The 22068-nt window shown below is 72.2% G+C and carries 17 protein-coding genes; 10 read left to right on the plus strand and 7 right to left on the minus strand.

Going from position 1 to position 22068, the window contains the following annotated elements; genetic code table 11:
• The first annotated feature begins 18 nt into the window (after positions 1-18).
• The gene (locus ACFYZQ_RS14715) at positions 19-978 is read left to right on the plus strand and encodes an aminoglycoside phosphotransferase family protein (RefSeq protein WP_389147360.1); all 960 of its coding nucleotides are present in this window, start codon (positions 19-21) and stop codon (positions 976-978) included.
• 43 nt (positions 979-1021) lie between these two features.
• On the opposite strand, the gene treZ is transcribed toward ACFYZQ_RS14715, so the two are convergent.
• Positions 1022-2770 carry a malto-oligosyltrehalose trehalohydrolase gene (treZ, locus tag ACFYZQ_RS14720; protein WP_389146526.1) on the minus strand — a complete coding sequence of 583 codons (1749 nt, stop codon included), beginning with the start codon at positions 2768-2770 and terminating at the stop codon, positions 1022-1024.
• Between the two features lie 175 nt (positions 2771-2945).
• Here treZ and ACFYZQ_RS14725 point away from each other — a divergent pair, with 175 nt between their 5' ends.
• Together ACFYZQ_RS14725 and ACFYZQ_RS14730 are read left to right on the plus strand one after the other, a co-directional pair.
• On the plus strand, positions 2946-3497 hold the full coding sequence (locus tag ACFYZQ_RS14725; RefSeq protein WP_389146529.1) for an FHA domain-containing protein: 552 nt from the start codon (positions 2946-2948) through the stop codon (positions 3495-3497).
• An 85-nt stretch (positions 3498-3582) separates the two neighbouring features.
• On the plus strand, positions 3583-4008 hold the full coding sequence (locus ACFYZQ_RS14730) for an SSI family serine proteinase inhibitor (RefSeq protein WP_389146532.1): 426 nt from the start codon (positions 3583-3585) through the stop codon (positions 4006-4008).
• A 55-nt stretch (positions 4009-4063) separates the two neighbouring features.
• Here ACFYZQ_RS14730 and ACFYZQ_RS14735 read toward each other — a convergent pair whose 3' ends face one another.
• The 3 genes from ACFYZQ_RS14735 to glgX all read right to left on the minus strand — a co-directional run bounded on the left by ACFYZQ_RS14735 (position 4064) and on the right by glgX (position 10005).
• Entirely contained in the window at positions 4064-5314 is a 1251-nt protein-coding gene (locus tag ACFYZQ_RS14735; protein WP_389147363.1) for a M14 family zinc carboxypeptidase, read from the minus strand.
• A 142-nt stretch (positions 5315-5456) separates the two neighbouring features.
• Positions 5457-7814 carry a malto-oligosyltrehalose synthase gene (gene treY, locus ACFYZQ_RS14740; RefSeq protein WP_389146534.1) on the minus strand — a complete coding sequence of 786 codons (2358 nt, stop codon included), beginning with the start codon at positions 7812-7814 and terminating at the stop codon, positions 5457-5459.
• Between the two features lie 70 nt (positions 7815-7884).
• A complete protein-coding gene (glgX, locus tag ACFYZQ_RS14745; RefSeq protein WP_389146538.1) occupies positions 7885-10005 on the minus strand; it encodes a glycogen debranching protein GlgX in 2121 nt (706 codons plus the stop codon).
• Positions 10006-10201: 196 nt separating this feature from the next.
• On the opposite strand from glgX, the gene ACFYZQ_RS14750 reads away from it, so the two are divergent.
• From ACFYZQ_RS14750 to ACFYZQ_RS14765, 4 genes are all read left to right on the plus strand, one after another.
• Positions 10202-11029, plus strand: coding sequence for a Tat pathway signal sequence domain protein (locus tag ACFYZQ_RS14750; protein WP_389146541.1), 828 nt, complete (start codon positions 10202-10204; stop codon positions 11027-11029).
• Between the two features lie 71 nt (positions 11030-11100).
• Positions 11101-12420: a copper amine oxidase gene (locus tag ACFYZQ_RS14755; RefSeq protein ID WP_389146543.1), complete on the plus strand. Its 1320-nt coding sequence runs from the start codon at positions 11101-11103 to the stop codon at positions 12418-12420.
• A gap of 102 nt (positions 12421-12522) precedes the next feature.
• Positions 12523-13764: an SAV2148 family HEPN domain-containing protein gene (locus ACFYZQ_RS14760; protein WP_389146546.1), complete on the plus strand. Its 1242-nt coding sequence runs from the start codon at positions 12523-12525 to the stop codon at positions 13762-13764.
• A 111-nt stretch (positions 13765-13875) separates the two neighbouring features.
• The gene (locus ACFYZQ_RS14765; RefSeq protein ID WP_389146549.1) at positions 13876-14601 is read left to right on the plus strand and encodes a 3'-5' exonuclease; all 726 of its coding nucleotides are present in this window, start codon (positions 13876-13878) and stop codon (positions 14599-14601) included.
• Positions 14602-14615: 14 nt separating this feature from the next.
• Here ACFYZQ_RS14765 and ACFYZQ_RS14770 read toward each other — a convergent pair whose 3' ends face one another.
• On the minus strand, positions 14616-15479 hold the full coding sequence (locus tag ACFYZQ_RS14770; protein WP_389146552.1) for a phosphotransferase enzyme family protein: 864 nt from the start codon (positions 15477-15479) through the stop codon (positions 14616-14618).
• A 110-nt stretch (positions 15480-15589) separates the two neighbouring features.
• On the opposite strand from ACFYZQ_RS14770, the gene ACFYZQ_RS14775 reads away from it, so the two are divergent.
• From ACFYZQ_RS14775 to ACFYZQ_RS14785, 3 genes are read left to right on the plus strand one after another with little or no spacing between them, the layout of a single operon-like run.
• Positions 15590-16528: a carbohydrate ABC transporter permease gene (locus ACFYZQ_RS14775; protein WP_389146555.1), complete on the plus strand. Its 939-nt coding sequence runs from the start codon at positions 15590-15592 to the stop codon at positions 16526-16528.
• Positions 16525-17358: a carbohydrate ABC transporter permease gene (locus ACFYZQ_RS14780; protein WP_389146558.1), complete on the plus strand. Its 834-nt coding sequence runs from the start codon at positions 16525-16527 to the stop codon at positions 17356-17358. Before ACFYZQ_RS14775 ends, ACFYZQ_RS14780 begins: the two co-directional genes overlap by 4 nt.
• Positions 17358-18647, plus strand: coding sequence for an ABC transporter substrate-binding protein (locus ACFYZQ_RS14785; protein WP_389146561.1), 1290 nt, complete (start codon positions 17358-17360; stop codon positions 18645-18647). Before ACFYZQ_RS14780 ends, ACFYZQ_RS14785 begins: the two co-directional genes overlap by 1 nt.
• 10 nt (positions 18648-18657) lie before the next feature.
• Here the strand turns inward: ACFYZQ_RS14785 and ACFYZQ_RS14790 are convergent, their stop codons facing one another.
• Both ACFYZQ_RS14790 and ACFYZQ_RS14795 read right to left on the minus strand, forming a co-directional pair.
• Positions 18658-19605, minus strand: a complete 948-nt coding sequence (locus tag ACFYZQ_RS14790) for a DUF6528 family protein (RefSeq protein WP_389146564.1) — start codon at positions 19603-19605, stop codon at positions 18658-18660.
• Between the two features lie 106 nt (positions 19606-19711).
• Positions 19712-21955, minus strand: coding sequence for an MMPL family transporter (locus tag ACFYZQ_RS14795; protein ID WP_389146567.1), 2244 nt, complete (start codon positions 21953-21955; stop codon positions 19712-19714).
• Positions 21956-22068: the final 113 nt, after the last annotated feature.

A 22068-nucleotide genomic window follows, 5' to 3' on the forward strand; every position in this document is an offset into this window, starting at 1 on the left:
AACGACGACGGCGCGACCATGACCCAGGCACCGACACCCACCGCGGACACCGTCCGCCGACTGGTCCGTTCGCTGCTCAAGGAGAGCAAGGAGAGCAAGGAGGGACCGGAGGGAACCTCCGGACCCGACGTGCGGCCCGTCACGGAGGCCGGCGAGCACTCCAGCTGGTGGGTCGGCACCCGCCATGTGCTGCGCCTCGCCCCCGACCGCGAGGCCGCCGCCCGCCAGCGCCGCGAACTGCGCCTGCGCGACCTCGTGCGCCCGCACCTGCCCGTCGCCGTCCCCACCAGCGTGGCGCACGGCGAGTGGGCGCCCGGCCTCACCTACACGCTCGACACCAAGGTGCCCGGCGGCACGGGGGAGGAGCACGACGTGTCCGCCGTCGGCGAGGCGGACCTGGCAGGGCTGCTCACCGGGCTGCGGGAGGTCCCCGCACGGCAGGCCGAGACGCTCGGCGTCCCGCGCACCGCCCCGCGCTCCCTCGAGGCGCTCCGCCGGATGGCCGTGCACGCGGCCGAACGCCTCGGCGCCGCCGACGAGTTCGATCCCGCCCGGATGTCCCAGCTGACCGCGCCCGCCGCGGCCCAGCTCGCCGCACAGCCGGGGACCTCGGTCCTGGTCCACCACGACCTCAGGGGCGAGCACCTCGTGGTCAGCGCCGACGGGCGGGTGCGCGGCATCCTCGACTGGACCGCAGCGGCTGTCGGCGACCCCGCCGAGGACATCGCCTCCCTCGCCCTCGCCGTCGGCTCGCCCGCCGCCGTCCGCGCCGCCACCCTCGCCGGATACGGCGCCCGCCCCTGCCTGCGCGGCCTGTGGCTCGCCCGCTGCGACACCGTCATCCGCCTCACCGACCGCCTCGCCGTCCGCGACGCCGCCTCCCTCACCCTCCTGAGGACCCAGCTGAGACGCGCCTGGGAGGCGATCCTGCTGGAGCGGGTGACGGAGTTCAGGGAGGACGGGGAGGAGGAGCTCTAGAAGCCGGAGCTCTGCAAGCCGCCCTGACCCGCCGGCGCAGGCGTCACTCCTGGGTCAGCACCACGCACGACTCCCCGGGCACCTGCAGCAGACCGTCCGCCCCGGGCGCCTCGACCGGGTCCCAGGCGGCGAGAACCTCGGCCGGGCGGGTGCCGAGCGGGATCGCCGCCTCCTCCTTGCCCAGGTTGACGACCACCCGGACGTCCCCGCGTCGGAAGGCCAGCCAGCGGGCCTGGGCGTCGTACGCCACCTTGGTGTCCGCGAGGTCGGGGTCGGTGAGGTCCGGCTGCTCGTGCCTCAGCGCGATGAGCTGCCGGTACCAGGCCAGCACACGCGCGTGGGGCTCCCGCTCGGGCTCCGACCAGTCCAGACAGGAACGGTCCCGGGTCGCCGGGTCCTGCGGGTCCGGCACGTCCTCCTCGGCCCAGCCGTGCGCCGCGAACTCCCGCCGCCTGCCCTGCCGTACGGCCTGGGCGAGCTCCGGGTCGGTGTGGTCGGTGAAGAACTGCCAGGGCGTGCCGGCCGCCCACTCCTCGCCCATGAACAGCATCGGCGTGAACGGCGCGGTCAGGACCAGCGTGGCGGCGCAGGCCAGGAGCCCGGGGGAGAGGGCGGCCGACAGACGGTCGCCCTGGGCGCGGTTGCCGACCTGGTCGTGGGTCTGGGCGTAGCCGAGCAGCCGGTGCCCCGCCGTGCGCACCCGGTCCAGCGGGCGGCCGTGGTGCCGGCCCCGGAAGCTGGAGTACGTACCGTCGTGGAAGTAGCCCCCGGTCAGCGTCTTGGCGAGGGCGGCGAAGGGATCAGCCGCGAAGTCGGCGTAGTAACCCTGGGACTCGCCGGTCAGCGCGGTGTGCAGGGCGTGGTGGAAGTCGTCGTTCCACTGCGCGTGCAGACCGAGGCCGTGCCGCGCGCGCGGGGTGATGACCCGCGGGTCGTTGAGGTCCGACTCGCCGATGAGGAACAGCGGCCGGCCCACCTCGCGGGCCAGGGCGTCGACGGCCGCCGAGAGCTCCTCCAGGAAGTGGCACGCGCGCGTGTCCCGCAGCGCGTGCACCGCGTCCAGCCGCAGCCCGTCGATCCGGTAGTCCCGCAGCCAGGCCAGCGCGCTGCCCACGAAGTACGCGCGCACCTCGTCCGAACCGGGCGCGTCCAGGTTGACCGCCGCTCCCCAGGGCGTGTGGTGCGTGTCCGTGAAGTACGGCCCGAACGCCGGCAGGTGGTTGCCGGACGGCCCCAGGTGGTTGTGCACCACGTCGAGGACCACGCCGAGGCCCAGTTCGTGCGCCCGGTCGACGAACCGCTTGAGCGCCTCGGGCCCGCCGTACGGCTCGTGCACCGCCCACAGCGACACTCCCTCGTACCCCCACCCGTGCCGCCCGGGGAAGGGGCACAGCGGCATCAACTCGACATGGGTCACGCCCAGTCGGACGAGATGCTCCAGCTGTGCCGCCGCCGCGTCCAGGGTGCCCTCGCGGGTGTACGTGCCCACGTGCAGCTCGTACAGCACCGCACCGGGCAGCCCGCGCCCCGGTCCGGTCTCGGTACGCCACGCGTACCGCCCGTGGTCGACGACCGCGCTCGGCCCGTCCGGCCCCTCGGGCTGCCGGCGCGAACGCGGGTCGGGCAGCACCGGCCCGTCGTCCAGCGCGAATCCGTACCGCGAGCCGTCGCTCGCCTCCGCCTCACCTGTCCACCAACCGGCCCGGTCCCGATCGCGCTCCAACGCGCGCGTGGCGCCGTCGCAATGGAGCGTCACACGGTCTGCCTGCGGTGCCCACACCTCGAACTGCACGGGACGGTTCCCCTTCGTCTGCTCACCGTGATGTAGCCCGTCCATCGTGCTGCAAAACGCGATCAACGCACCTTCCCGGACGCGGTTTGCGAGCGGGTGTCGCCGGAAGTACGCGCGCGGCGGCCGTTTCCCCGTTTTCTGGACACCCGGGGTTCACTGACCGACAATCACCAGCGTGACGTCGTCCTTCGAGTTCTCCACGTATCCCGCGCGGCTCTCCGACGCGGAGCGCGACAAGGTGCTGCGCGTGCTCCGCGACGGCGTCGCCATGGGCCGGCTGTCGCACGACACGTTCGTACGGCGCATGGAACTCGCGCTCGCCGCCCGCCGCGCCGACGAACTCGCCGTTCTCACCGCCGACCTGCCCGGGGACAACCGCCTCGCGCGCATGCTGTTCGGCACCGTCGAGGCGGTCTCCGGCTTCACCGTGCGGCTGCGCCGCGCCTGGCAAGCCGAACGACTGCCGAAGCTGCTCCTGCCGCACCCCGACAGCACCCATCCGCTGCGCATAGGACGTGACCCGGCCAGCGGGCTCAGGCTCAGCCACGAGACCGTCTCCCGGGTGCACGCCGAACTGCGCCGCCAGGGCGGCATGTGGGTCCTCAGGGACCTCGGGTCCACCAACGGCACCACCGTCAACGGACGGCGGGTGACCGGCGCGGCCGTCGTCCGCGAGGGCGACCAGATCTCCTTCGGACGGATGGCGTTCCGGCTCGCCGTCCAGTGAGACCGGCGCGGCGGTACGCGCGCGTGCGTTCCCGTTCGGGTGAGTCGGGCTGGGGTGTACGGGCCGCCATGCCGATGCACCGGGAATGACGCACACCATCAAAGCGACAGCGGTACGCGGCGCCCTGCTGGCGGCGGCCGCCCTCCTCGCCGCCGGCCCGGCGGCAGCCGCCCGGACCGGGCCCGGCTCCACCGGTCAGGGCGACTGGGTCTACCTCAGCGTGACCCGGGGCGACGCCCGCTCCGGCGAGACGCGCGGCACCCTGCTGCTGTGCGAGCCGCCGCAGGGGCACCGCCGCGCGGCCGAGGCCTGCGCCGAACTCACGACCGCGAAGGGGGACATCCGCGCCATCCCGCAGAAGAAGAACGCGTTCTGCCCGATGATCTACGCGCCGGTGACGGTGTACGCGAACGGCCAGTGGCACGGCCGTGCCGTGGACTACCGGGAGACGTTCTCGAACGCGTGCCAGATGGCGGCGCGGACCGGGGCCGTCTTCGCGCTGGACGGCTGAGCGGGCGACGGCTGAGCGGGCGACGGGCCGACGGCGGCGTGCGGCCGGTCCGGCCTCACGCCACCCGTTCGCGCGCGTGCAGCGCCGCCGCGAGCACCGTGCGGGACTGGTGTTCGACCTGGTGTTCCAGGGGCACCCAGCGGGCCCGGAAGCGCTCGGCGAACGCCTCGCACCAGGAGGCGACGAGACGTTCCAGCCGGGGCGCCGCCCGGTCGTCCGCCTCCCGCAGCACCCGCAGCAGCATCGCGGCCGCGCGCAGCGGCAGCCGGCGGCCGAAGGCGTCCACGCTGCCGACGTAGGCCATCGTGCTGCCGGCCGGCGGGGTGCCGGTCCAGTCCGCGGCCAGGCCCGGTACCACCTCCAGGGCCCATCTGGCGGCCCGCAGCAGGGGCACGTCGGTGTCCTCCAGCCGGGGGAGGGCCTCGGCGAGCACCCGTTCCACCTCCAGCGCGTCCCGCAGCAGCCGGCGAGCCAGCCGCCGCATCGCCGCCGCCGGCGCGGGGTGCGGCGCCGGGTCGTCCACCAGGTCGCTGGCCCACATCGGCACCTCGACCACGGCCGTCAGGCCGCCGTAGCGGTGGACGCGGAACCAGGTGCTGCGCCGGGCGTCGTCCGGCATGCTCGGGTAGGCGAGGCCCGAGCCCGGATCGGGCATCACGTGCACGCCGGGGCCGGAGGCGGGCCAGCCCGCCGCGTCCGAGGCACCCGTCTCCACCGGGATGTGCAGCTGCGCCGCGGACTTGGCGAACGGCTCGGCGAGACCGGGCACGTCCCTGGTCAGCTGCACCCAGCTACCGCCCAGGTCGGTGCCGTGCAGCGTGACCTGCAGATAGGGGCGCAGTTCGTCGATCACGCCGGTCAGCGCCCGTGTCTCGGGAGGCAGCCGGTCCGGCGGCAGCACGGACGGCGACCACTCCGGCTGTTCCGGCTGGGCGGGCCGGTAGAAGCCGCGGTGGTAGTCGAGCAGACTGCGCGGCGCCGGGGTGACATGGAGGCTCGCGCCGTCCGGGTCGGCGCACAGCAGGAAGTGCCAGGAGGTGTCCGCCCTCAGCTCCCGTTCGTGCACCACCCGCTCGGCCAGAGCGAGGATCGTGGAGCCGCCCGTCGGCTCGTTGGCGTGGGCGCCGGCCACCACGAGGACGGCCCGCCGCCGGTGCCCCACGGACAGCAGGTGCAGCGGTCTGCCCGCCCGGGACAGGCCCACCTGCCGCAGGGCACACACACCGGGCTGGTCGGCGGCCAACGCCCCCGCCGACGAGACCAGTTCGGCCACACTGGGATAACGCAACTCCGGCAGCGGACTCACCCCCGACTCGTCCAGCCCGGCTTCGCCCTCCCAGTGCCGCACGGCACAGGTGAGCTGTCAAGCAGATCGAGCGGGAGCCTTGCGGGGGCGGCCAGAGGGGCATCAGCCCGGGGCGGCGGGCGGGACGTGGTGAGCGTGCGGCTCAGGCCTCCCCGACGCGCTCCAGCAGCGCCACCGGCAGCGGCGTGAACAGCTCCGCCACGCGTGCGTGGCCCTCGAACCGCCGCTCCGGGTTCAACGCGTCGGCCCAGCGGCCCGGTGGCAGCGGCAACCGGGTGTCGCCCCAGCCGCCCGTCTCGGCCAGCCGCAGCGACATCCGGGTCACGGCGGTGACCACCTGACCGGAACGCGTGAACGCCAGGCAGTGGTCGGCGGCCGTGCCCTCCGCGGCCAGCGGCGCGTACGTCGCGGCGGCACCGAAGACCTCCGGCCGCCGGGCACGCAGCCGCAGCGCCGCCGCCGTCAGCGCACCCTTGTCCCCGGGGTCCTCGGGCGGGAACCGCACCGGCCGCCGGTTGTCCGGGTCCACCAGCGCCCGGTACTCGCCCTCCGTCCCCTGGTAGAGGTCCGGCACCCCAGGCATCGTCAGGTGGACCAGAGCCGTCCCCAGGACGTTCGCCCGGATGTGCGCCCCCAGCGAGGCCCGGAAGGAGGTCACCCGCTCGCCGGGCGCCCCGCAGGGCCCGGCCGTCACGAACGCGGCCACCGCCTCCTCGTACGGCGGTTCCTGCTCCGTCCAGCTGGTGTAGAGCCCGGCCTCCCGGGCGTGCTTCAGCAGGGCCTGCTGGACGCGCTCGGTGTCCGCCGGGCCGAGACCGAACACCGTCTGCCAGGCCGCCCAGGCCAGCTGCCCGTCCGGCACCGCCGCGCCCCCCTCCGGGGTGAGCTCCGCGAGCAGGGCCGCCCAGCGCTGCGGGCACTCGGTGAGCACGGCCAGCGCCGCACGCACGTCGGCGCTGCGCTTGGTGTCGTGCGTGGACACCACGGTGCCGGTGGACGGCCAGTCGCGCTGCACGCGCGCGCAGTACGCGTGGAAGTCCTGCGGGGACACGCCCGGGCTGCCCGGTTCGCCGCCCACCTCGGTCGCCGACAACAGCGGAACGTAGCGGTAGAACGCCGTGTCCTCGACGGACTTGGCGCGCAGTGCCGACGCGGTCTGCGCGAACCGGGCCCGGAACTCCGCGAGGGCCGGGTCCACCCCGGCCGGGCCGGTCAGCAGCTCGCGCACGATGTCGACCGCATCGCCCTCCTCGGGCACGACGAAGGCCCTCCGGGCCTCCTCGGCGGCCCCCTCGGTGACCACGGCGGCCGCGTCCTGGGAGGCGTACGGCCGGTACACCGGCAGCCGGACCAGCAGCTCCTCCAGCGCGGTGCGCAGCGCCCAGGGGGCGCGGTCGCGCAGCGCCGGATCCGCCGAGCTCGCGCACAGCCGGCTCGCCACCCGGGTCAGCCGGTCCGTCTCGGCGGCCAGCTCGTGCGTGAGCACCTTGTACGCCGCCCGCCGCGCCGTGGCCGCCCAGTTGCCGCCCCGGTCGGTCTGCGGGACCGCGAACCGCCGGTACTGCGCGAGCAGGTCGGCCGCCCCCTCGGGGTCCGTGAACAGGCCGTCGACGTGCCTCAGGGCGTCGTACCCGGTGGTGCCCGCGACCGGCCAGCCGGCCGGCAGGTGCTCCCCGTCGGCCAGGATCTTCTCGACGACCGTCCAGCGCCCGCCGGTCGCCTCGTGCAGCCGCCGCAGGTAGCCCTCGGGGTCGGCCAGGCCGTCCGGGTGGTCGATCCGCAGCCCGTCGACCACGCCCTCGTGCAGCAGCTGGAGGATCTTGCCGTGCGTGGCGTCGAAGACCTCCGGGTCCTCCACCCGCACCCCGATGAGCTCCGAGATGCTGAAGAACCTCCGGTAGTTGAGCTCGGTGCGGGCCAGTCGCCACCACACCGGCCGGTACCACTGCTCGTCCAGCAGCCGGGGCAGCGGCAGGTCCGCGGTGCCCTCGCGGAGCGGAAAGGCGTGGTCGTGGTAGCGCAGCACGTCGCCCTCGACCACCAGATGGCCCAGTTCCTCGCCGACCGGACGCCCGAGGACCGGCAGCAGCAGCTGCCCGCCCTGGGCGTCCCAGTCGATGTCGAACCAGCGCGCGTACGGCGACTTGGGGCCCTCGCGCAGCACCTCCCACAGGGCGCGGTTGTGGGACGGCGCCATGGCCATGTGGTTCGGCACGATGTCCACGACGAGGCCGAGTCCGTGCTCGCGGGCGGTCGCCGACAGCGCCCGCAGCCCCTCCTCGCCGCCCAGTTCCTCGCGCACGCGCGCGTGGTCCACCACGTCGTAGCCGTGGGCGGAACCGGGCACGGCCTCCAGGACGGGGGACAGGTGCAGGTGCGAGACACCGAGCGACGCCAGGTACGGTACGGCCGCCGCCGCGGCCCCGAAGGGAAACTCGGGCTGCAGCTGGAGCCGGTAGGTGGCGGTCGGTACCGCTGGGTCGGGGCGCTCTGATGTCATGCAGACCTACGTACCCAGCCTGCCGCCTTTCGTGTCACCGGCACCGCACCTGTCCACGCGCGCGTGACCGCTACTGCGCCGGCCGCCGCAGCACCGTCATGCTGCGGTCCGGAAGGGTGAGGCGGTCCCCGGCCTGGATCTTGGCGTTCGCGTCCGGGGGCGCCGCCTCCGTGCGGGCCGTGTCGACCACCACCTGCCACTGCCGCCCGTGGTTGACCGGAACCACGAACTCCAGCGGCTCGGGCGAGGCGTTGAACATGAGCAGGAAGGAGTCGTCGGTGATGCGCTCCCCGCGCGCCCCGGGTTCGGAGATCGCGTTTCCGTTGAGGAACACGGTCAGTGCCGAGGCCTGCGCCGAGTCCCAGTCGTTCTGGGTCATCTCCCGGCCGTCGGGGGTGAACCAGGCGATGTCGGACAGCTCGTCGTGGGTGCCCTCCACCGGCCGCCCGTGGAAGAAGCGCCGCCGCCGCAGGACCGGGTGCTCCCGGCGCAGCCACACCAGCGCGCGCGTGAAGTCGAGCAGCTCGCTGCCGCCCTCCCCGTCCTCGGGCCAGTCCACCCAGGACAGCTCGTTGTCCTGGCAGTAGGCGTTGTTGTTGCCGCGCTGGGTGCGGGCGAACTCGTCGCCGTGGCTGATCATGGGCACGCCCTGGGACAGCATCAGCGTCGCGATGAAGTTCCGCATCTGCCGGGCACGCAGCTCCCGCACGCCCGGGTCGTCGGTGTCACCCTCCACCCCGCAGTTCCAGGACCGGTTGTGGCTCTCCCCGTCCCGGTTCTCCTCGCCGTTGGCGTCGTTGTGCTTGTCGTTGTAGGACACCAGGTCGTGCAGCGTGAAACCGTCGTGGCAGGTCACGAAGTTGATCGAGGCCAGCGGGCGCCGCCCGTCGTCCTGGTAGAGGTCCGAGGAGCCGGTCAGCCGGGAGGCGAACTCCGCGAGCGCCCGCGGCTCGCCCCGCCACAGGTCCCGTACCGTGTCGCGGTACTTGCCGTTCCACTCGGTCCACATCGGCGGGAAGTTTCCCACCTGGTAGCCGCCCTCGCCCACGTCCCACGGCTCGGCGATGAGCTTCACCTGGGAGACCACGGGGTCCTGTTGCACCAGGTCGAAGAACGACGACAGCCGGTCCACCTCGTGGAACTGCCGCGCCAGGGTCGCCGCGAGATCGAAGCGGAATCCGTCGACGTGCATCTCGGTGACCCAGTACCGCAGCGAGTCCATGATCAGCTGGAGCACGTGCGGGGACCGCATGAGCAGGGAGTTCCCGGTGCCGGTGGTGTCCATGTAGTAGCGGCGGTCGTCGGTCAGGCGGTAGTACGAGGGGTTGTCGATGCCCCGGAAGGACAGCGTCGGGCCCAGGTGATTCCCCTCGGCGGTGTGGTTGTAGACCACGTCCAGGATCACCTCGATCCCGGCCTCGTGCAGCGCCCGGACCGCCGACTTGAACTCCAGGACCTGCTGGCCGCGGTCGCCCCAGGAGGCGTACGCGTTGTGCGGGGCGAAGAAGCCGATGGTGTTGTAGCCCCAGTAGTTGTTCAGGCCCATGTCGACCAGACGATGGTCGTTGACGAACTGGTGTACGGGCATCAGCTCCAGGGCTGTCACCCCGAGCTCGGTCAGGTGTTCGATGATTGCCGGGTGGGCGAGCGCCGCGTACGTGCCGCGCAGTTCCTCCGGCAGACCGGGGTGGCGCATGGTCAGGCCCTTCACATGGGCCTCGTAGATCACCGTGTGGTGGTACTCGGTGCGCGGCCGCCGGTCGTCGCCCCAGTCGAAGTACGGGTTGATCACCACCGAAGTCATGGTGTGCGGCGCGGAGTCGAGGTCGTTGCGGCTGTCGGGGGAGCCGAAGTGGTAGCCGTAGACCTCCTCGCCCCACCGGATCGAGCCGCTGATCGCCTTCGCGTACGGGTCGAGCAGCAGCTTCGCCGAGTTGCAGCGCAGCCCGCGCGCCGGGTCGTACGGCCCGTGCACCCGGAACCCGTACCGCTGCCCCGGCATCACGCCCGGCAGGTACGCGTGCCGCACGAACGCGTCACTCTCCCGTAGTTCGACCGCCGTCTCGGAGCCGTCGTCGTGCAGCAGACACAGCTCTACTCGGTTCGCGGCTTCGGTGAAGACCGCGAAGTTGGTCCCGGCGCCGTCGTACGTGGCGCCGAGCGGATATGCCTCTCCAGGCCAGACCTGCATGGATACGACTCTCCCAGGTGTGCCGCGTGGCCGGTGCCGCCTTGCCTGTCGAGTCTCCCGGAAAGTGATGGAACCACCTATGACTTACGTCCCTCTTACCGGCCGACCAGTGGATACGGCGCCGTTTTGTGAGCCGTATGCCGAAACAGTGGGGCAGGAACGTACTCCCGACGATCTGGGGGAGTAAGGGGAAGACGTGCGCGAGACAGTGCGCCGCCATTTGGGCAAGGTGGTGGCCGGCACGGCCATAGCGGTGGCCGGGACCGCCGTGATGGTCGCCGTCACCCTGCCGGGCACGGCGGGGGCGGACGAGTCGGGAGGGACGAGCGGCGGCGGCAGCCGGGCCGCCCAGCAGCCGGGCCAGGGTCAGGTTCAGGCCGACGGTGCCGGCCGGCCGGGCGTGGTCCAGCAGGCCCCCGCCGAGGGGAAGAAGGGCGTCGGCGGTGACCCGCTGACCGACGACGAGCTGCGGCGGGCCGGGAAGATCGCCGCGGCCGGGCAGTCACTCGGCTCCGGCGAGAACGTCGACGGGGGCCGTGGGCCGCAGCGTCTCACGGTGGACCTCGCCGATCCGGAGTCCGACGAGGTCGACGACGCGAACGCACCGCGCCGGGCCGACGTGACGTTCTACGACTACCGGAACGACACCCTCGTCACGAGGACCGTGAACCTCGACACCGGCAAGGTCGAGCAGACCGGCACCCAGCACGGCGTCCAGCCGCCGCTGAGCCGGGCCGAGAACGTCGAGGCGGCCAGGCTGCTCATCGCCGATCCGCTGGGCGCCGGCCTCAAGGCGGACTACAAGGACGCCACCGGCAAGGAGCTCACCTCCCCGGACCAGCTGCTGTTCAACGGCGCGGTCTACCGGGCCGCCCCGGGCGCCCAGCCCGCCGTGCTCGACAAGTGCGGCGAACACCGCTGCGTGCGGCTGTTCCCGAAGGTCAAGAACGGCCCGTGGATCGACGCCAGGTCGCTGATCATCGACCTGAGCGCCCGCAAGGTGGCCAAGCTCGACCGCGGCTGAGCCGCCCCTTCTCGGACACGTCGTCCGCCCGTCCTCCGAACCTGCACCTCCTGCGAGGGAGTCACCTCTTCATGCACACGAACAGAGTCAGTCGTGCCCGCAAGCGGGCCGCCGTCGGCGTCACCGTGGCCGCGCTGGCCGCCGGCGCGACGGCCGGCGCGGGACCGGCCGTGGCCCAGCCGAGGACCGCCCCGGCGGCGGCCGCCGACTGCAGCGCCGCCTACAAGATCGAGCAGAAGCTCTCCAGCGGCACCACCTGGCGGATGTGCTGGCGCTACGACAGCAAGGCCGGCCTCGTTCTGGACAACGTCTCCTACCAGCCCAAGGGCGAGGCCAAGCCGATCAAGGTCCTCAACAGCGCCCGCCTCGCCCAGATCGACGTCCCCTACGACGACGGCAGCGTCGAGTACGACGACCTGACGGGATTCGGCTTCGCCCAGGGCCTGGTCAACCTGGCGCCCGGCGAGTGCCCCGGCGGCACGATCAAGACCGTCAAGGTCCCCGACTCCTGGGACCCGCAGCACCCGAACGTCAACGGCCTGTGCACCACCACCCGCTCCCGTGGCCACGCCTACCGCATGCAGGGCGACACCGCGAACAAGGTCTTCCAGGCCCAGGGCAAGGACCTGCTCGTCTACACGGTCAACCAGGTCGGCTGGTACGAGTACATGACCGAGTGGCGTTTCCAGGACGACGGCACGGTCAACATGAACGTCGGCGCCACCGGCAGCCTCTCCTTCGACGACTACGACGCCGGCGACGGCCGCGGCTGGCCCATCGGCAAGGGCGCCAAGGCCTACGCCACCAGCCACAGCCACAACGTCTTCTGGCGGCTGGACTTCGGCCTGGACGGCTCCTCAAGGACGAAGGTCGAGCAGTACGACTCGGCCGTCAAGGCGCCCGCCCGCGGCCAGGAGGCCCCGACCGCCAGGACCACCCGTACCAACGTCACCAAGGAACTCGCGGGCGACGCCAAGCCCTACCGCTGGTGGCGGATGGTCAGCGCCACGGGCAAGAACAAGGACGGCCACGCGCGCTCCTACGAGATCGTCCCCGGCCCCACCACGAAGTACCCGGGCCGCAGCTTCACCCAGCACGACGTGTACTTCACCGAGTACAACAAGTGCGAGCAGTTCGCCACCAACAACCCGGGCAACTGCCCCGCCGGCGCGGGCAGGTCGGTCGACAAGTGGGTCAACGGCCAGACGCTCACCCACCCCATCGTCTGGATGAACGTCGGCTTCCACCACATAGCCCGCGACGAGGACCAGCAGCCCATGCCGGTCCACTGGCAGGGATTCTCCATCGCCCCGCGCGACGTCACCGCTATGAATCCGCTCACTCCGGACGAGCTCGCGTGGCAGAACGGGCACTGGCGCCCGCGCACTTGAGAATCGACCTGTCCATCCGGCTGCACCGCCGACCGCTTGCGGAGTACGCTTCCTTGATCGTTGGCATGGGGAGAGCTCGGGGGAGCGGAAGGCGGTGCACGGGTGGGCTCGGGAGGGCTGGAGCTGCCCCCTGGTGACGAGGGTCACGAGGGGAACTCCACGGACGTCCCGCCCGCGGTGGTGTCCCTGGCGCGGCCGATGGACGCGGCGGGTTCCATCGGGCCGGAACTGGACTGGGGTGCCGACGCCTGGCTCGAGGTGCGCACCCGCGCCCAGCGGGCCGGGCGGGCCTACATCTGGCTGAACCTCGTCGAACAGCGGCTGCGCGCCGTCGTGGCTGCCGTCCTGCGGCCCGTCTACGAACCCGTCCACGGCGACGAGTGGGTGGTCGCCGCGGCCGGCCCCGCCGGGCAGGAGTGGGTGCAGCGCGCGGTCGCCGTGCGCGAGGTCAGCCGGCGCAAGGGCTATCTGCTCGACCCGGCCGACGACAACGTCCTCAGCTTCCTCACGCTGCCCCAGCTGCGCGAGCTGATGGTGCAGCACTGGCCGTGCTTCGAGCCGTACTTCGACGAGCGCCGGGACGTCGAACTCGCCCTGGACGAACTCGAGGTCACCCGCAACGTCGTCTCCCGCAACCGGGCACTGTCCGAGGCCGTGCTGAACCAGGCCGAACGGGCCTCCGCACGGCTGCTGGAGATGCTCGGCGCGGGCGGCGACGTGCCGTCCGCGCGCCGGCTGCCCGTGGACGCGGTGGAGAGCCTGGTCGGCGACCGGTACGCGGACGTGGTCGCCGTGCACCCCGACCGGGTGCGGCTGATGCGCCAGTTCCCGGCCGAGGACCTCTTCGGCGGCGCCCGCCGGCTCGACGCAGTCGGCATCGGCCTCAACCTGCTCGTGCAGAACTTCTCCGGACGACGACTGGTCCGCCTGGCCGAGTCCGGCTGCCGGGTCCGGCTGCTCTTCCTCAACCCGGCCTCCAGCGCCGTGAAGCGGCGCGAGCGCGAACTCGGGATGAAAAGGGGCGAACTCAGCCGCTCCGTCGAGATGAACATCCTGCACATGCGCCGGGTGCGCTCCCGGCTGCGCGATCCGGACGCCTTCGCCATCCAGGTCTACGACGAGACCCCGCGCTTCACCGCCTACCTCGTCGACGGCGACGGCGCCGACGGCATCGCCGTGGTGCAGTCCTACCTGCGCGGCGCACGCGGAATGGAGTCACCCGTCCTGGTGCTGCGCGGCGGCAACCGGGTGGTCAAGTCGGGCGACGTGGGCGAAGGCGGGCTCTTCGCCACATACCGTGAGGAGTTCGAGCTGGCTTGGGTGGATTCGCGGCCGGTGTCCTGAACCGCCCGGCCGGCAGGCGGAACGCGGCCCTCGGATTGTCAGTGGCGCGTGCGAGGGTGGAGCCACTGAGAGATCAACGGGGGAACGCACCACCGAGAAGGGGGGCCGCCCATGGGCTGGCACCGGGAGCTGCTGATCGGCTTCGACCTGGAGACGACCGGGACGGATCCGTGCGAGGCGCGCATCGTCACGGCAGCCGTGATCGAGGTCAGGGCCGGGCGGCCCATGGGACGCCGGGAGTGGCTCGCCGACCCGGGCGTGGAGATCCCGGCCGACGCGGTGGCGGTGCACGGCATCAGCAATGAACGCGCGGCGGCCGAGGGAGCGCCGGCCGACCGGGTCGCCGACGCCGTCGCCGACGTCCTGACGGCCTACTGGAAGACGGGCGTGCCGGTCGTCGCGTACAACGCGGCCTTCGATCTCACGCTTCTCTCCGCCGAACTACGGCGGTACGGGCTGCCCTCGCTCTCCGACCGCCTCGGCGGCCCGGACCCGGCCCCGGTGATCGACCCGTACACCATCGACCGCCAGGTGGACCGCTACCGCCGCGGCAAACGCAACCTCGAGGCGGTCTGCGCGGAGTACGGTGTCGTGCTCGACACGGCCCACGACGCCACCGCCGACGCCCTGGCCGCGGCCCGCCTGGCCTCGGCGATAGCCGACCGCCACCCCAAGGTGGCCGCCCTCGGCCCGGCGGAGCTGCACCGCCGCCAGGTCGGGTGGTACGCCGAATGGGCGGCGGACTTCCAGAACTTCCTGCGCGGCAAGGGCCAGACGGACGCGGTGGTGGACGGGACGTGGCCCCTCCGGGAACTTGCGGAGAGCCGACCGGCGTAGCTCCGCCCAGCCCCTCAGAACGGATACCACCGCACCGTCTCGTCCCCCTCCCGCAGCGACGCCACCCGCCGCCGGAACTCCGCCAGCGCCTTGGGATTGCTCGGCGCGTGCTGCGCCACCCACGCACAGCTCGCCGTCTCCCGGGCGCCGCGCAGCACCCCGCAGCCGTTCCATTCCCGCACGTCCCAGCCGTAGGCGGCGGTGAAGGAGTCGTAGCCTTCGGCGGGCAGGCCGTAGCGGTCGCGGGAGAGGGCCATGACCACCAGGTCGTGCTCACGCAGGTCGGCGGAGAAGGTCTCCAGGTCGACCAGGACGGGGCCGTCGGGCCCGACATGGACATTGCGCGGCAGCGCGTCGCCGTGGATGGGTCCCGGCGGCAGATGGGGCGTCAGCGCGCCCGCGGCCGCCGCGAAGCCGTCCCGTCGCTCACGCAGGTACGCCGCGTCCGCCGGGTCGATCGCCCCGCCCGCGAGCCGCAGCCAGCGCTCCACACCGCCCAGCAGATCCCGGGGCGGAAGGGTGAAGGAGGGGGAGGGCAGTGCGTGCACGATCCGCAGGAGTTCGGCCAGATCCCGTGGCTCGGCCGGCCGTACGGGCTCGGGCAGCCGGTGCCACACGGTCACCGGGTGCCCGTCCACCAGCAACGCCTTCGGCTCGGCCGCCCGCACCGCCGGCACACCCGCCTGGTCCAGCCAGGCCGCGATGTCCAGCTCCCGCCGCGCCCGGTCCAGCAACTCGGCGTCGCGGCCCACCTTGACGACCAGGTCACCGGTGGCGAACACCGCGTTCTCGCCCAGGGCGAGCAGCCGCGCGTCCCGTGCCGGGCCCGGCAGCACCCCTGCCGCGGCCAGTACGTCCCGCGCCCGCGTCTCGTCCATCGTCCGCCTCCGTGTCCTGGCCTGCCCGGTCCTGGTCTCGGCCAGTCTCCCATTCCCACAGGTCGGACCCTGTGCGCGGTCCCTTGACGGAACACCACGCCTTCACGACCATGAACACGCCAACCGAGTCGCGCAAAGGGGCTGATTCCGTGGCATTGGTGGTGGAGGCCGGACGGCCGCCCCGGCGCGCCCGTGACCGCGGCGCCTGGTTCCTCGTCCTGCCCGCCCTCATCCCCGTCCTGGCCTTGAGCGTCGGGCCCCTGCTGTACGGCATCCTGCTGGCGTTCACCGACGCCCAGTCGGGCCGGACCGCGCCCACGCAGTGGATCGGCGGCCTCAACTTCCGGGACCTGCTGCACGACACCCTGTTCTGGGAGTCCTTCCGGATCGGGCTCGTGTGGGCGGTCGGGGTGACCGTGCCGCAGTTCCTGCTGGCGCTGGGCCTCGCCCTCCTCCTGAACCAGGACTTACCGCTGCGCCCGCTGGCCCGGGCCCTCGCCATCGTCCCGTGGGCCATGCCCGAGGTCGTGGTCGGCATCATGTGGCGGCTGGTCTACAACCCGGACGCCGGCATCCTCAACGAAACCCTGCGCGACCTGGGACTCGGCGACGGGCGGGACTGGCTCGGCGGCGCCCTGCCCGCCGTGATCGTCGTCGGCGTGTGGGCCGGCATGCCCCAGACGACGGTCGCCCTGCTCGCCGGACTGCAGAACACTCCGCGCGAACTGCACGAGGCCGCGGCGGTGGACGGCGCGGGCGCCTGGCGCCGGTTCCGCACGGTCACCTGGCCCGCTCTCAGACCGATCGCGCTCGCCATCACCGCCCTGAACCTGATCTGGAACTTCAACTCCTTCGCATTGGTCTACGTGCTGACGGGCGGCGGCCCGGGCGGCAAGACCCGGCTGCCGATGCTGTTCGCCTACGAAGAGGCCTTCCGCTACGGCCAGTTCGGCTACGCGGCGGCGATGGGTTGTGTGATGGTCGCGGTGATCTCGGTGCTCCTCGCCGTCTTTCTGGTGGGCCGGCTGCGGGGAGGCGAGGACGCGTGAGGACCCGCACCGGAGCCCGAGTGGGCCAGTACACCGCCCTGCTGGCGTACCTCGTCTTCCTCGCCTTCCCCCTCCTGTGGCTGCTGTCCACCGCGTTCAAGTCCCCGCGCGAACTGGGCAGTGCGCACCCGGCCTGGATCCCGAGGGATCCGACGCTGGCCAACTTCCGGCAGGCCTTCGACGAGCAGCCGCTGCTGCGCGCCGGACTCAACTCCCTGCTCGCGGCGGCCGGGGCCGCGGTGATCGCCGTAGTGGTCGCCACCCCGATGGCGTACGTCATGGCCCGCCGCCGCACCCTGCTGTCCAGGGCGGCGACGGGATGGGTGGTGGTCAGCCAGGCGTTCCCGTTCGTCCTGGTGATCATTCCGCTGTTCCTGGTGCTGAAGCACCTGCGGCTGATCGACTCCCTGGCCGGGCTGGTGCTGGTGTACGTGGTGTGGGCGCTGCCCTTCGCGCTGTGGATGCTCGTCGGATACGTCCGGGCCGTCCCGGCCGAGCTGGAGGAGGCCGCGGCGGTCGACGGCGCGGGGCGGGTGCGGACACTGGTGTCGGTGACGGCGCCCCTGCTCGCGCCGGGGATCGTGGCGACGGGACTGTTCGCGTTCGTCACCGCGTGGAACGAGTTCTTCTTCGCCCTGGTGCTGCTGAAGACCCCGCAGAAGCAGACCCTGCCGGTCGTCCTCACCCACTTCATCGGTGCCGAGGGGGTCGCGGACCTCGGCCCGCTGGCGGCGGCCGCGTTCCTCGCCACCCTGCCCTCGCTGGGCGTCTTCGCCCTCGTCCAGCGGCGGATCACGGGCGGCATGCTCACCGGGGCGGTGAAGAGCTGATGCGCACTCCGCTGACCGCCGTGGTCGTCGCCCTCCTCCTGCTGCTGGCGGGCTGCTCCTCGGGCGGCACGGACACCGGCGGCCGGATCACCCTGCGCTTCCAGTCACTCGCCTGGCAGCAGGAGTCCGTCGCCGCCAACAAGGAACTGGTGAAGGAGTGGAACGCGGCCCACCCGGACGTCCGGGTCGAGTACGTCCAGGGCAGCTGGGACAGCGTCCACGACCAGTTGCTCACCTCCTTCGAGGGCGGCGAGGCCCCGGACGTCATCCACGACGCCTCCGACGACCTCGCGGACTTCGCCTACGGCGGCTACCTCGCCGACCTGACCGGCCTGCTGTCCGCCCGCCTGAAGTCCGACATCCCCCGGCGCACCTGGGAGACGGCCACCTTCGGCGACGGGATCTACGGCGTGCCGTTCCTTCAGGAACCCCGCGTGCTGATCGCCGACACGGCCCGGCTGAGGCGGGCCGGTGTACGGATGCCCACGCCGGCCCGGCCCTGGAGCTGGGCCGAGTTCCGGCAGGTGACGAAGCGGCTCAGCGGCGACGGGAAGTACGGCGTCGCCTGGCCGCTGAAGGAGCCCGTCTCCGCCACCCTCAACCTGTCGCTGTCGGCCGGCGGCCGGCTCTTCCACCGAGACGGTACCGGCGGCGACGGCAAGGTGACCGTCCGCTTCGACGCCGCCGACCAGGTGGTGCCCCGCACCGTCCACGACCAGGTCGGCACGGACCACAGCGCCCCCGCCTCGACGCTGGGCAGCGGCGGCTCGGACACGCTGCCCGGCTTCTTCGGCGGCAAGTACGCCATGGTTCCGCTGGGCTTCTCCTACCGGCAGCAGATCGCCCAGCAGGCCCCGAAGGGCTTCCAGTGGACGGTGCTGCCCGCTCCGGCCGGCGCCGACGGACTCACCCAGGGCGTCAGCCCGCAGACCCTGTCCATCGCCGCGGACAGCCCGCACAAGAGAGAGGCCGCCGCGTTCGTCGACTTCCTGCTGCGGCCGAGGAACATGGTGCGGCTGGCCCTCGGGGACTGGATGCTGCCCACCGGCACCCGGGCCCTCGCCGACCCGGCCCTGCACACCAGGAAGGACGGCTGGGCCACCGGCACCGCCCTCGCGGCCCACCTCAGCCCGGCGCCCGCCCAGTCCGTCCGCGGCTATCCCGAGTGGAAGGACAAGGTGGCGACCCCGGCCTTCCAGGAGTACTACAGCGGAGCGATCGGCCTCGCCGAACTGCGCCACCGGCTGGAGAAGGACGGCAACCTGGTGCTGGCCCGCTACCAGCGGTGAACGGGCGCCGTCAGAGGTAGGCGGTCGTGTCGATGCGCGCCTTGTAGACGATCGCCCCGGCCCGCGCCCGCGCGACCCCGCTCACGTTGAAGTGGACGTACTTCGTGCCGAAGGCGTTGCCGCCGTCCACCGCTCCCGTCCACATCTGCTCGCCCGAGGAGTGGTGCACGTACGACTTGACGAGCCCCCGGGTGTGCAGCGTGGTCGGTGTCATCGTCGATTTGTCGACGGAGTAGACGCCGTTGGTGTCGGTGACGAGGAGCCGGCCGGGGCGCTGGTAGTCCGGCTGGAGGTCGTGCGGGTGGTGGAACGAGGTGATGCGGCGGGCGGTGTCCTCCACCAGCTTCGCCGAGTTCGCCGTCGTCACGATGCGGTACGCGGTCAGTACCGAGCCGCCGGCCGCCCACATCCGTTCCAGCCGCGGGTCCCACAGCAGACCGTGCGCCTGGAAGAACGGGATCGGCGCACCCGCGCTCACCAGCGAGGAGCTGTGGCTGTCGGTCGGACGGAACACGTGGAGGCTGCCGCCGGTGGCCGTGCCGCCGCCCGCGCCCTTGCTGCGCCCGGCGACCACGACCACGCCGCTGCCCTGTGCCCGTTCGATGCAGTGCGGGTAGTTCGGGATGTCCGCCGACCACAGCAGCTTCTTGTCGCGGCGCCGGTAGATGCTCGCCCTGCCGCTGCCGGCCGTGCCCGTCACGGCGAGCAGGATCTGGCCGTCGCCGCTGGTGTTCCGGAACCGGTGCTCCATCGGATGGCCCGAACCCACCGGGTTCAGCGACCACTTGATGTTGGCGTCCGTGAACGGCTTGTTACGGTCGAAGAGGTAGATCTTCCCCGAGTCGACGTCCCCGATGAGCACGTCGAACGCCGCCGGTGCCGCGATCGCCGGAGCAGCGGTCAGCAGCCCGGCCGCCGGAGCGGCCAGCGCGGCCTTCAGCAGGTTGCGCCTGTCCATGTCTGTCCTCCCCCGTGGTGGACGTGCGTCGTCCGCACGACCAGAGCACAGGAGTGGGCCCGTCGGTTCCCCCGGAAACCGACGGGCCCACAGTCAACGGGCGGAATCAGACAGTCAGTTGCTCGTCCTCGTGCCGTACCGGAGCCGCCACCGCCACGGGCGACTCGTCGTGGGTGAGGTCCGGCAGCCGGTGCATCCACTTGGGCAGGTACCAGTTGCGCTCGCCCAGCAGCGCCATCACGGCCGGAAGCAGCACACCGCGGATGACCGTCGCGTCGATCAGCACGGCGGTGGCGAGGCCCACACCCATCTGTTTCATGTCCTGCATGGACAGCGTGCCGAAGATCGCGAACACGGCGACCATGATGACCGCGGCACTGGTGACGACGCCGGCCGTGGTGACCACACCGTGCTGGATCGCGTCCCTCGTGCTGCGGCCGCGCATCCGGGCCTCGCGGATCCGGGAGACCACGAACACGTGGTAGTCCATGGACAGACCGAACAGGATCACGAAGAGGAACAGCGGCAGCCAGGTGACGACCGCGCCGACGCCCTCCGCGCCCACCAGCGAGGCACCCCAGCCGTGCTGGAAGACGGCGACGAGGATGCCGTACGCCGCGCCCACCGACAGCAGGTTCAGCAGGATCGAGGTGATCGCCACGGTCAGCGAGCGGAACGACAGCAGCATCAGCAGGAAGGCGAAGACCACCACGAACGCGAAGACCGGGGCGACGGAGCCCATCAGCTGGTCGTTGAAGTCGTGGTTGCCCGCGACGTTTCCGGTGATCGGAGCCTGGACGCCGTCGACCTTGCCGAGCGTGGCGGGCCGTACCTCGTCCCGCAGCTTCTCCAGGCTCTTGGTCGCCTTGTCCATGTCCGAGCCGCCGACCAGCGGTACGGACACCAGGGCGACGTTCTTTGCGTCGTGCAGCTTGATGTCGACCGGGCCGAGCGAGGCGCCCGAAGCGACCGCCTGCTCCTTGAAGTCGGCCAGCGCCCGCCGCACCTCGGGCGCGTTGATGTCCCTGGCCTTCACGACCACCTCGGCCGGCTCGGAACCGCCGGGGAAGGCATCGTTGAGCCGGTTGTAGGTCTGCACGATGGGCAGCGAGTCACCGAACTCCTGGTCCAGGGTGAGCTGCGAGGTCTTCATGCCGAGCGCGGGCGCGGCCACGGCGAGCAGCGCGCCCACCGCCACGACCACGGAGACCAGCGGCCGGGCGAGCACACCGCGCAGCACGGCCGTCCAGAACCGGCTCTCCGAGCTGCCACCGGTCCTGCGGCGGCGCAGGAACGGGATCCGCCCCTTCTCCACCCGCTCGCCCAGCAGCGACAGCAGCGCGGGCAGCACGGTCACGGAGCCGACCATGGCGACCGCCACGACCATCAGCGAGGCCAGGCCCATCGCCTCGAACGAGGCGAGCCCGGTGAACAGCATGCCCGCCATCGCCACGCACACCGTGACACCGGAGACGATGATCGCCCGGCCGCTGGTGGCGGCGGCGATCCTGAGCGCGGTGCCCGGGTCCCGCCCGGCGTCCCGCTCCTCGCGCTCCCGGCGCAGGTAGAACAGGCAGTAGTCGACACCGACCGCCATACCGACCAGCAGCATCACGGAGTTGGCGGTGTCGCTCATCGGCTGCAGATGGCTGACGATGCCCATCAGGCCCATCGTCGCCATGATCGCGGTGATCGCCAGCGCCACCGGCAGCAGCGCCGCGACCAGCGCCCCGAACGCGATGAGCAGGATGCCGAGGGCGACCGGCACCGCGGAGTACTCGGCCTTCTGGAAGTCGTCGCCGAAGGCGTCCTTGTACTGCTTGTTCATGCTGGCGCCGCCGATCTCCTCGATCCGCAGCGATCCGTGCTCCTTCTGCACCCCGTCGACGGCCTTCAGCACCGGCTCGACCCGGTCGGCGGCCGTGTCCGCGTCGCCGCGCATGTCGAACCGCACCAGCGCGCTGTGCCCGTCCTTCGAGATCGTCCGGGTGTCGTACGGCGAGGTGACGCCGGTGACCTTGCCGGTGGCGCCGACGGCCTTCACCACGTCCGCGACGGTGGCCCGGAACTCGGCGTCCGTGGCCTTCAGGGAGCGGTCCTTCGACTGGATGAGGACGGTCTCCCCGGCCGGCTCCTTGATGTCCGCGTCGTCGATGATCCACGCGGCGGTGTGCGTCTCCCCCTTGAGCTGGTCGCTGTCGTCGACGTCGACCCGGCCCGCCGCGGAGCCGAGCCCCATCGCCAGGACGACGAACAGCACCCATATACCGACGGCCGCCCAGCGATGCCGCGCGCTCCAGCCGCCGGCGCGGGCGGCCAGGCCCCGCACCCGCGTGTCTCCGTTACCCATGACGGGCCCTCCCCCTTGTTTTTCTCCTCCGTGCCTGCGTTCGCTACGAAGGTATGGTCCGGATAAGCCCATCTCGTCGTGCTGCCCGGTGAAGTACGACGACGTCCCCTCGT

Origin of the sequence: Streptomyces sp. NPDC001843 (genome assembly GCF_042891955.1) — a bacterium.
GTDB lineage: Bacteria > Actinomycetota > Actinomycetes > Streptomycetales > Streptomycetaceae > Streptomyces.

What these genes read in the sequence shown, in the direction of transcription:
- ACFYZQ_RS14715 (WP_389147360.1), top strand. Translation starts at nt 19, where the DNA reads ATGACCCAGGCACCGACACCCACCGCGGACACCGTCCGCCGACTGGTC.
- ACFYZQ_RS14730 (WP_389146532.1), top strand. Translation starts at nt 3,583, where the DNA reads ATGACGCACACCATCAAAGCGACAGCGGTACGCGGCGCCCTGCTGGCG.
- treY (WP_389146534.1), bottom strand. Translation starts at nt 7,814, where the DNA reads ATGACATCAGAGCGCCCCGACCCAGCGGTACCGACCGCCACCTACCGG.
- glgX (WP_389146538.1), bottom strand. Translation starts at nt 10,005, where the DNA reads ATGCAGGTCTGGCCTGGAGAGGCATATCCGCTCGGCGCCACGTACGAC.
- ACFYZQ_RS14755 (WP_389146543.1), top strand. Translation starts at nt 11,101, where the DNA reads ATGCACACGAACAGAGTCAGTCGTGCCCGCAAGCGGGCCGCCGTCGGC.
- ACFYZQ_RS14765 (WP_389146549.1), top strand. Translation starts at nt 13,876, where the DNA reads ATGGGCTGGCACCGGGAGCTGCTGATCGGCTTCGACCTGGAGACGACC.
- ACFYZQ_RS14770 (WP_389146552.1), bottom strand. Translation starts at nt 15,479, where the DNA reads ATGGACGAGACGCGGGCGCGGGACGTACTGGCCGCGGCAGGGGTGCTG.
- ACFYZQ_RS14775 (WP_389146555.1), top strand. Translation starts at nt 15,590, where the DNA reads ATGAACACGCCAACCGAGTCGCGCAAAGGGGCTGATTCCGTGGCATTG.
- ACFYZQ_RS14785 (WP_389146561.1), top strand. Translation starts at nt 17,358, where the DNA reads ATGCGCACTCCGCTGACCGCCGTGGTCGTCGCCCTCCTCCTGCTGCTG.
- ACFYZQ_RS14790 (WP_389146564.1), bottom strand. Translation starts at nt 19,605, where the DNA reads ATGGACAGGCGCAACCTGCTGAAGGCCGCGCTGGCCGCTCCGGCGGCC.
- ACFYZQ_RS14795 (WP_389146567.1), bottom strand. Translation starts at nt 21,955, where the DNA reads ATGGGTAACGGAGACACGCGGGTGCGGGGCCTGGCCGCCCGCGCCGGC.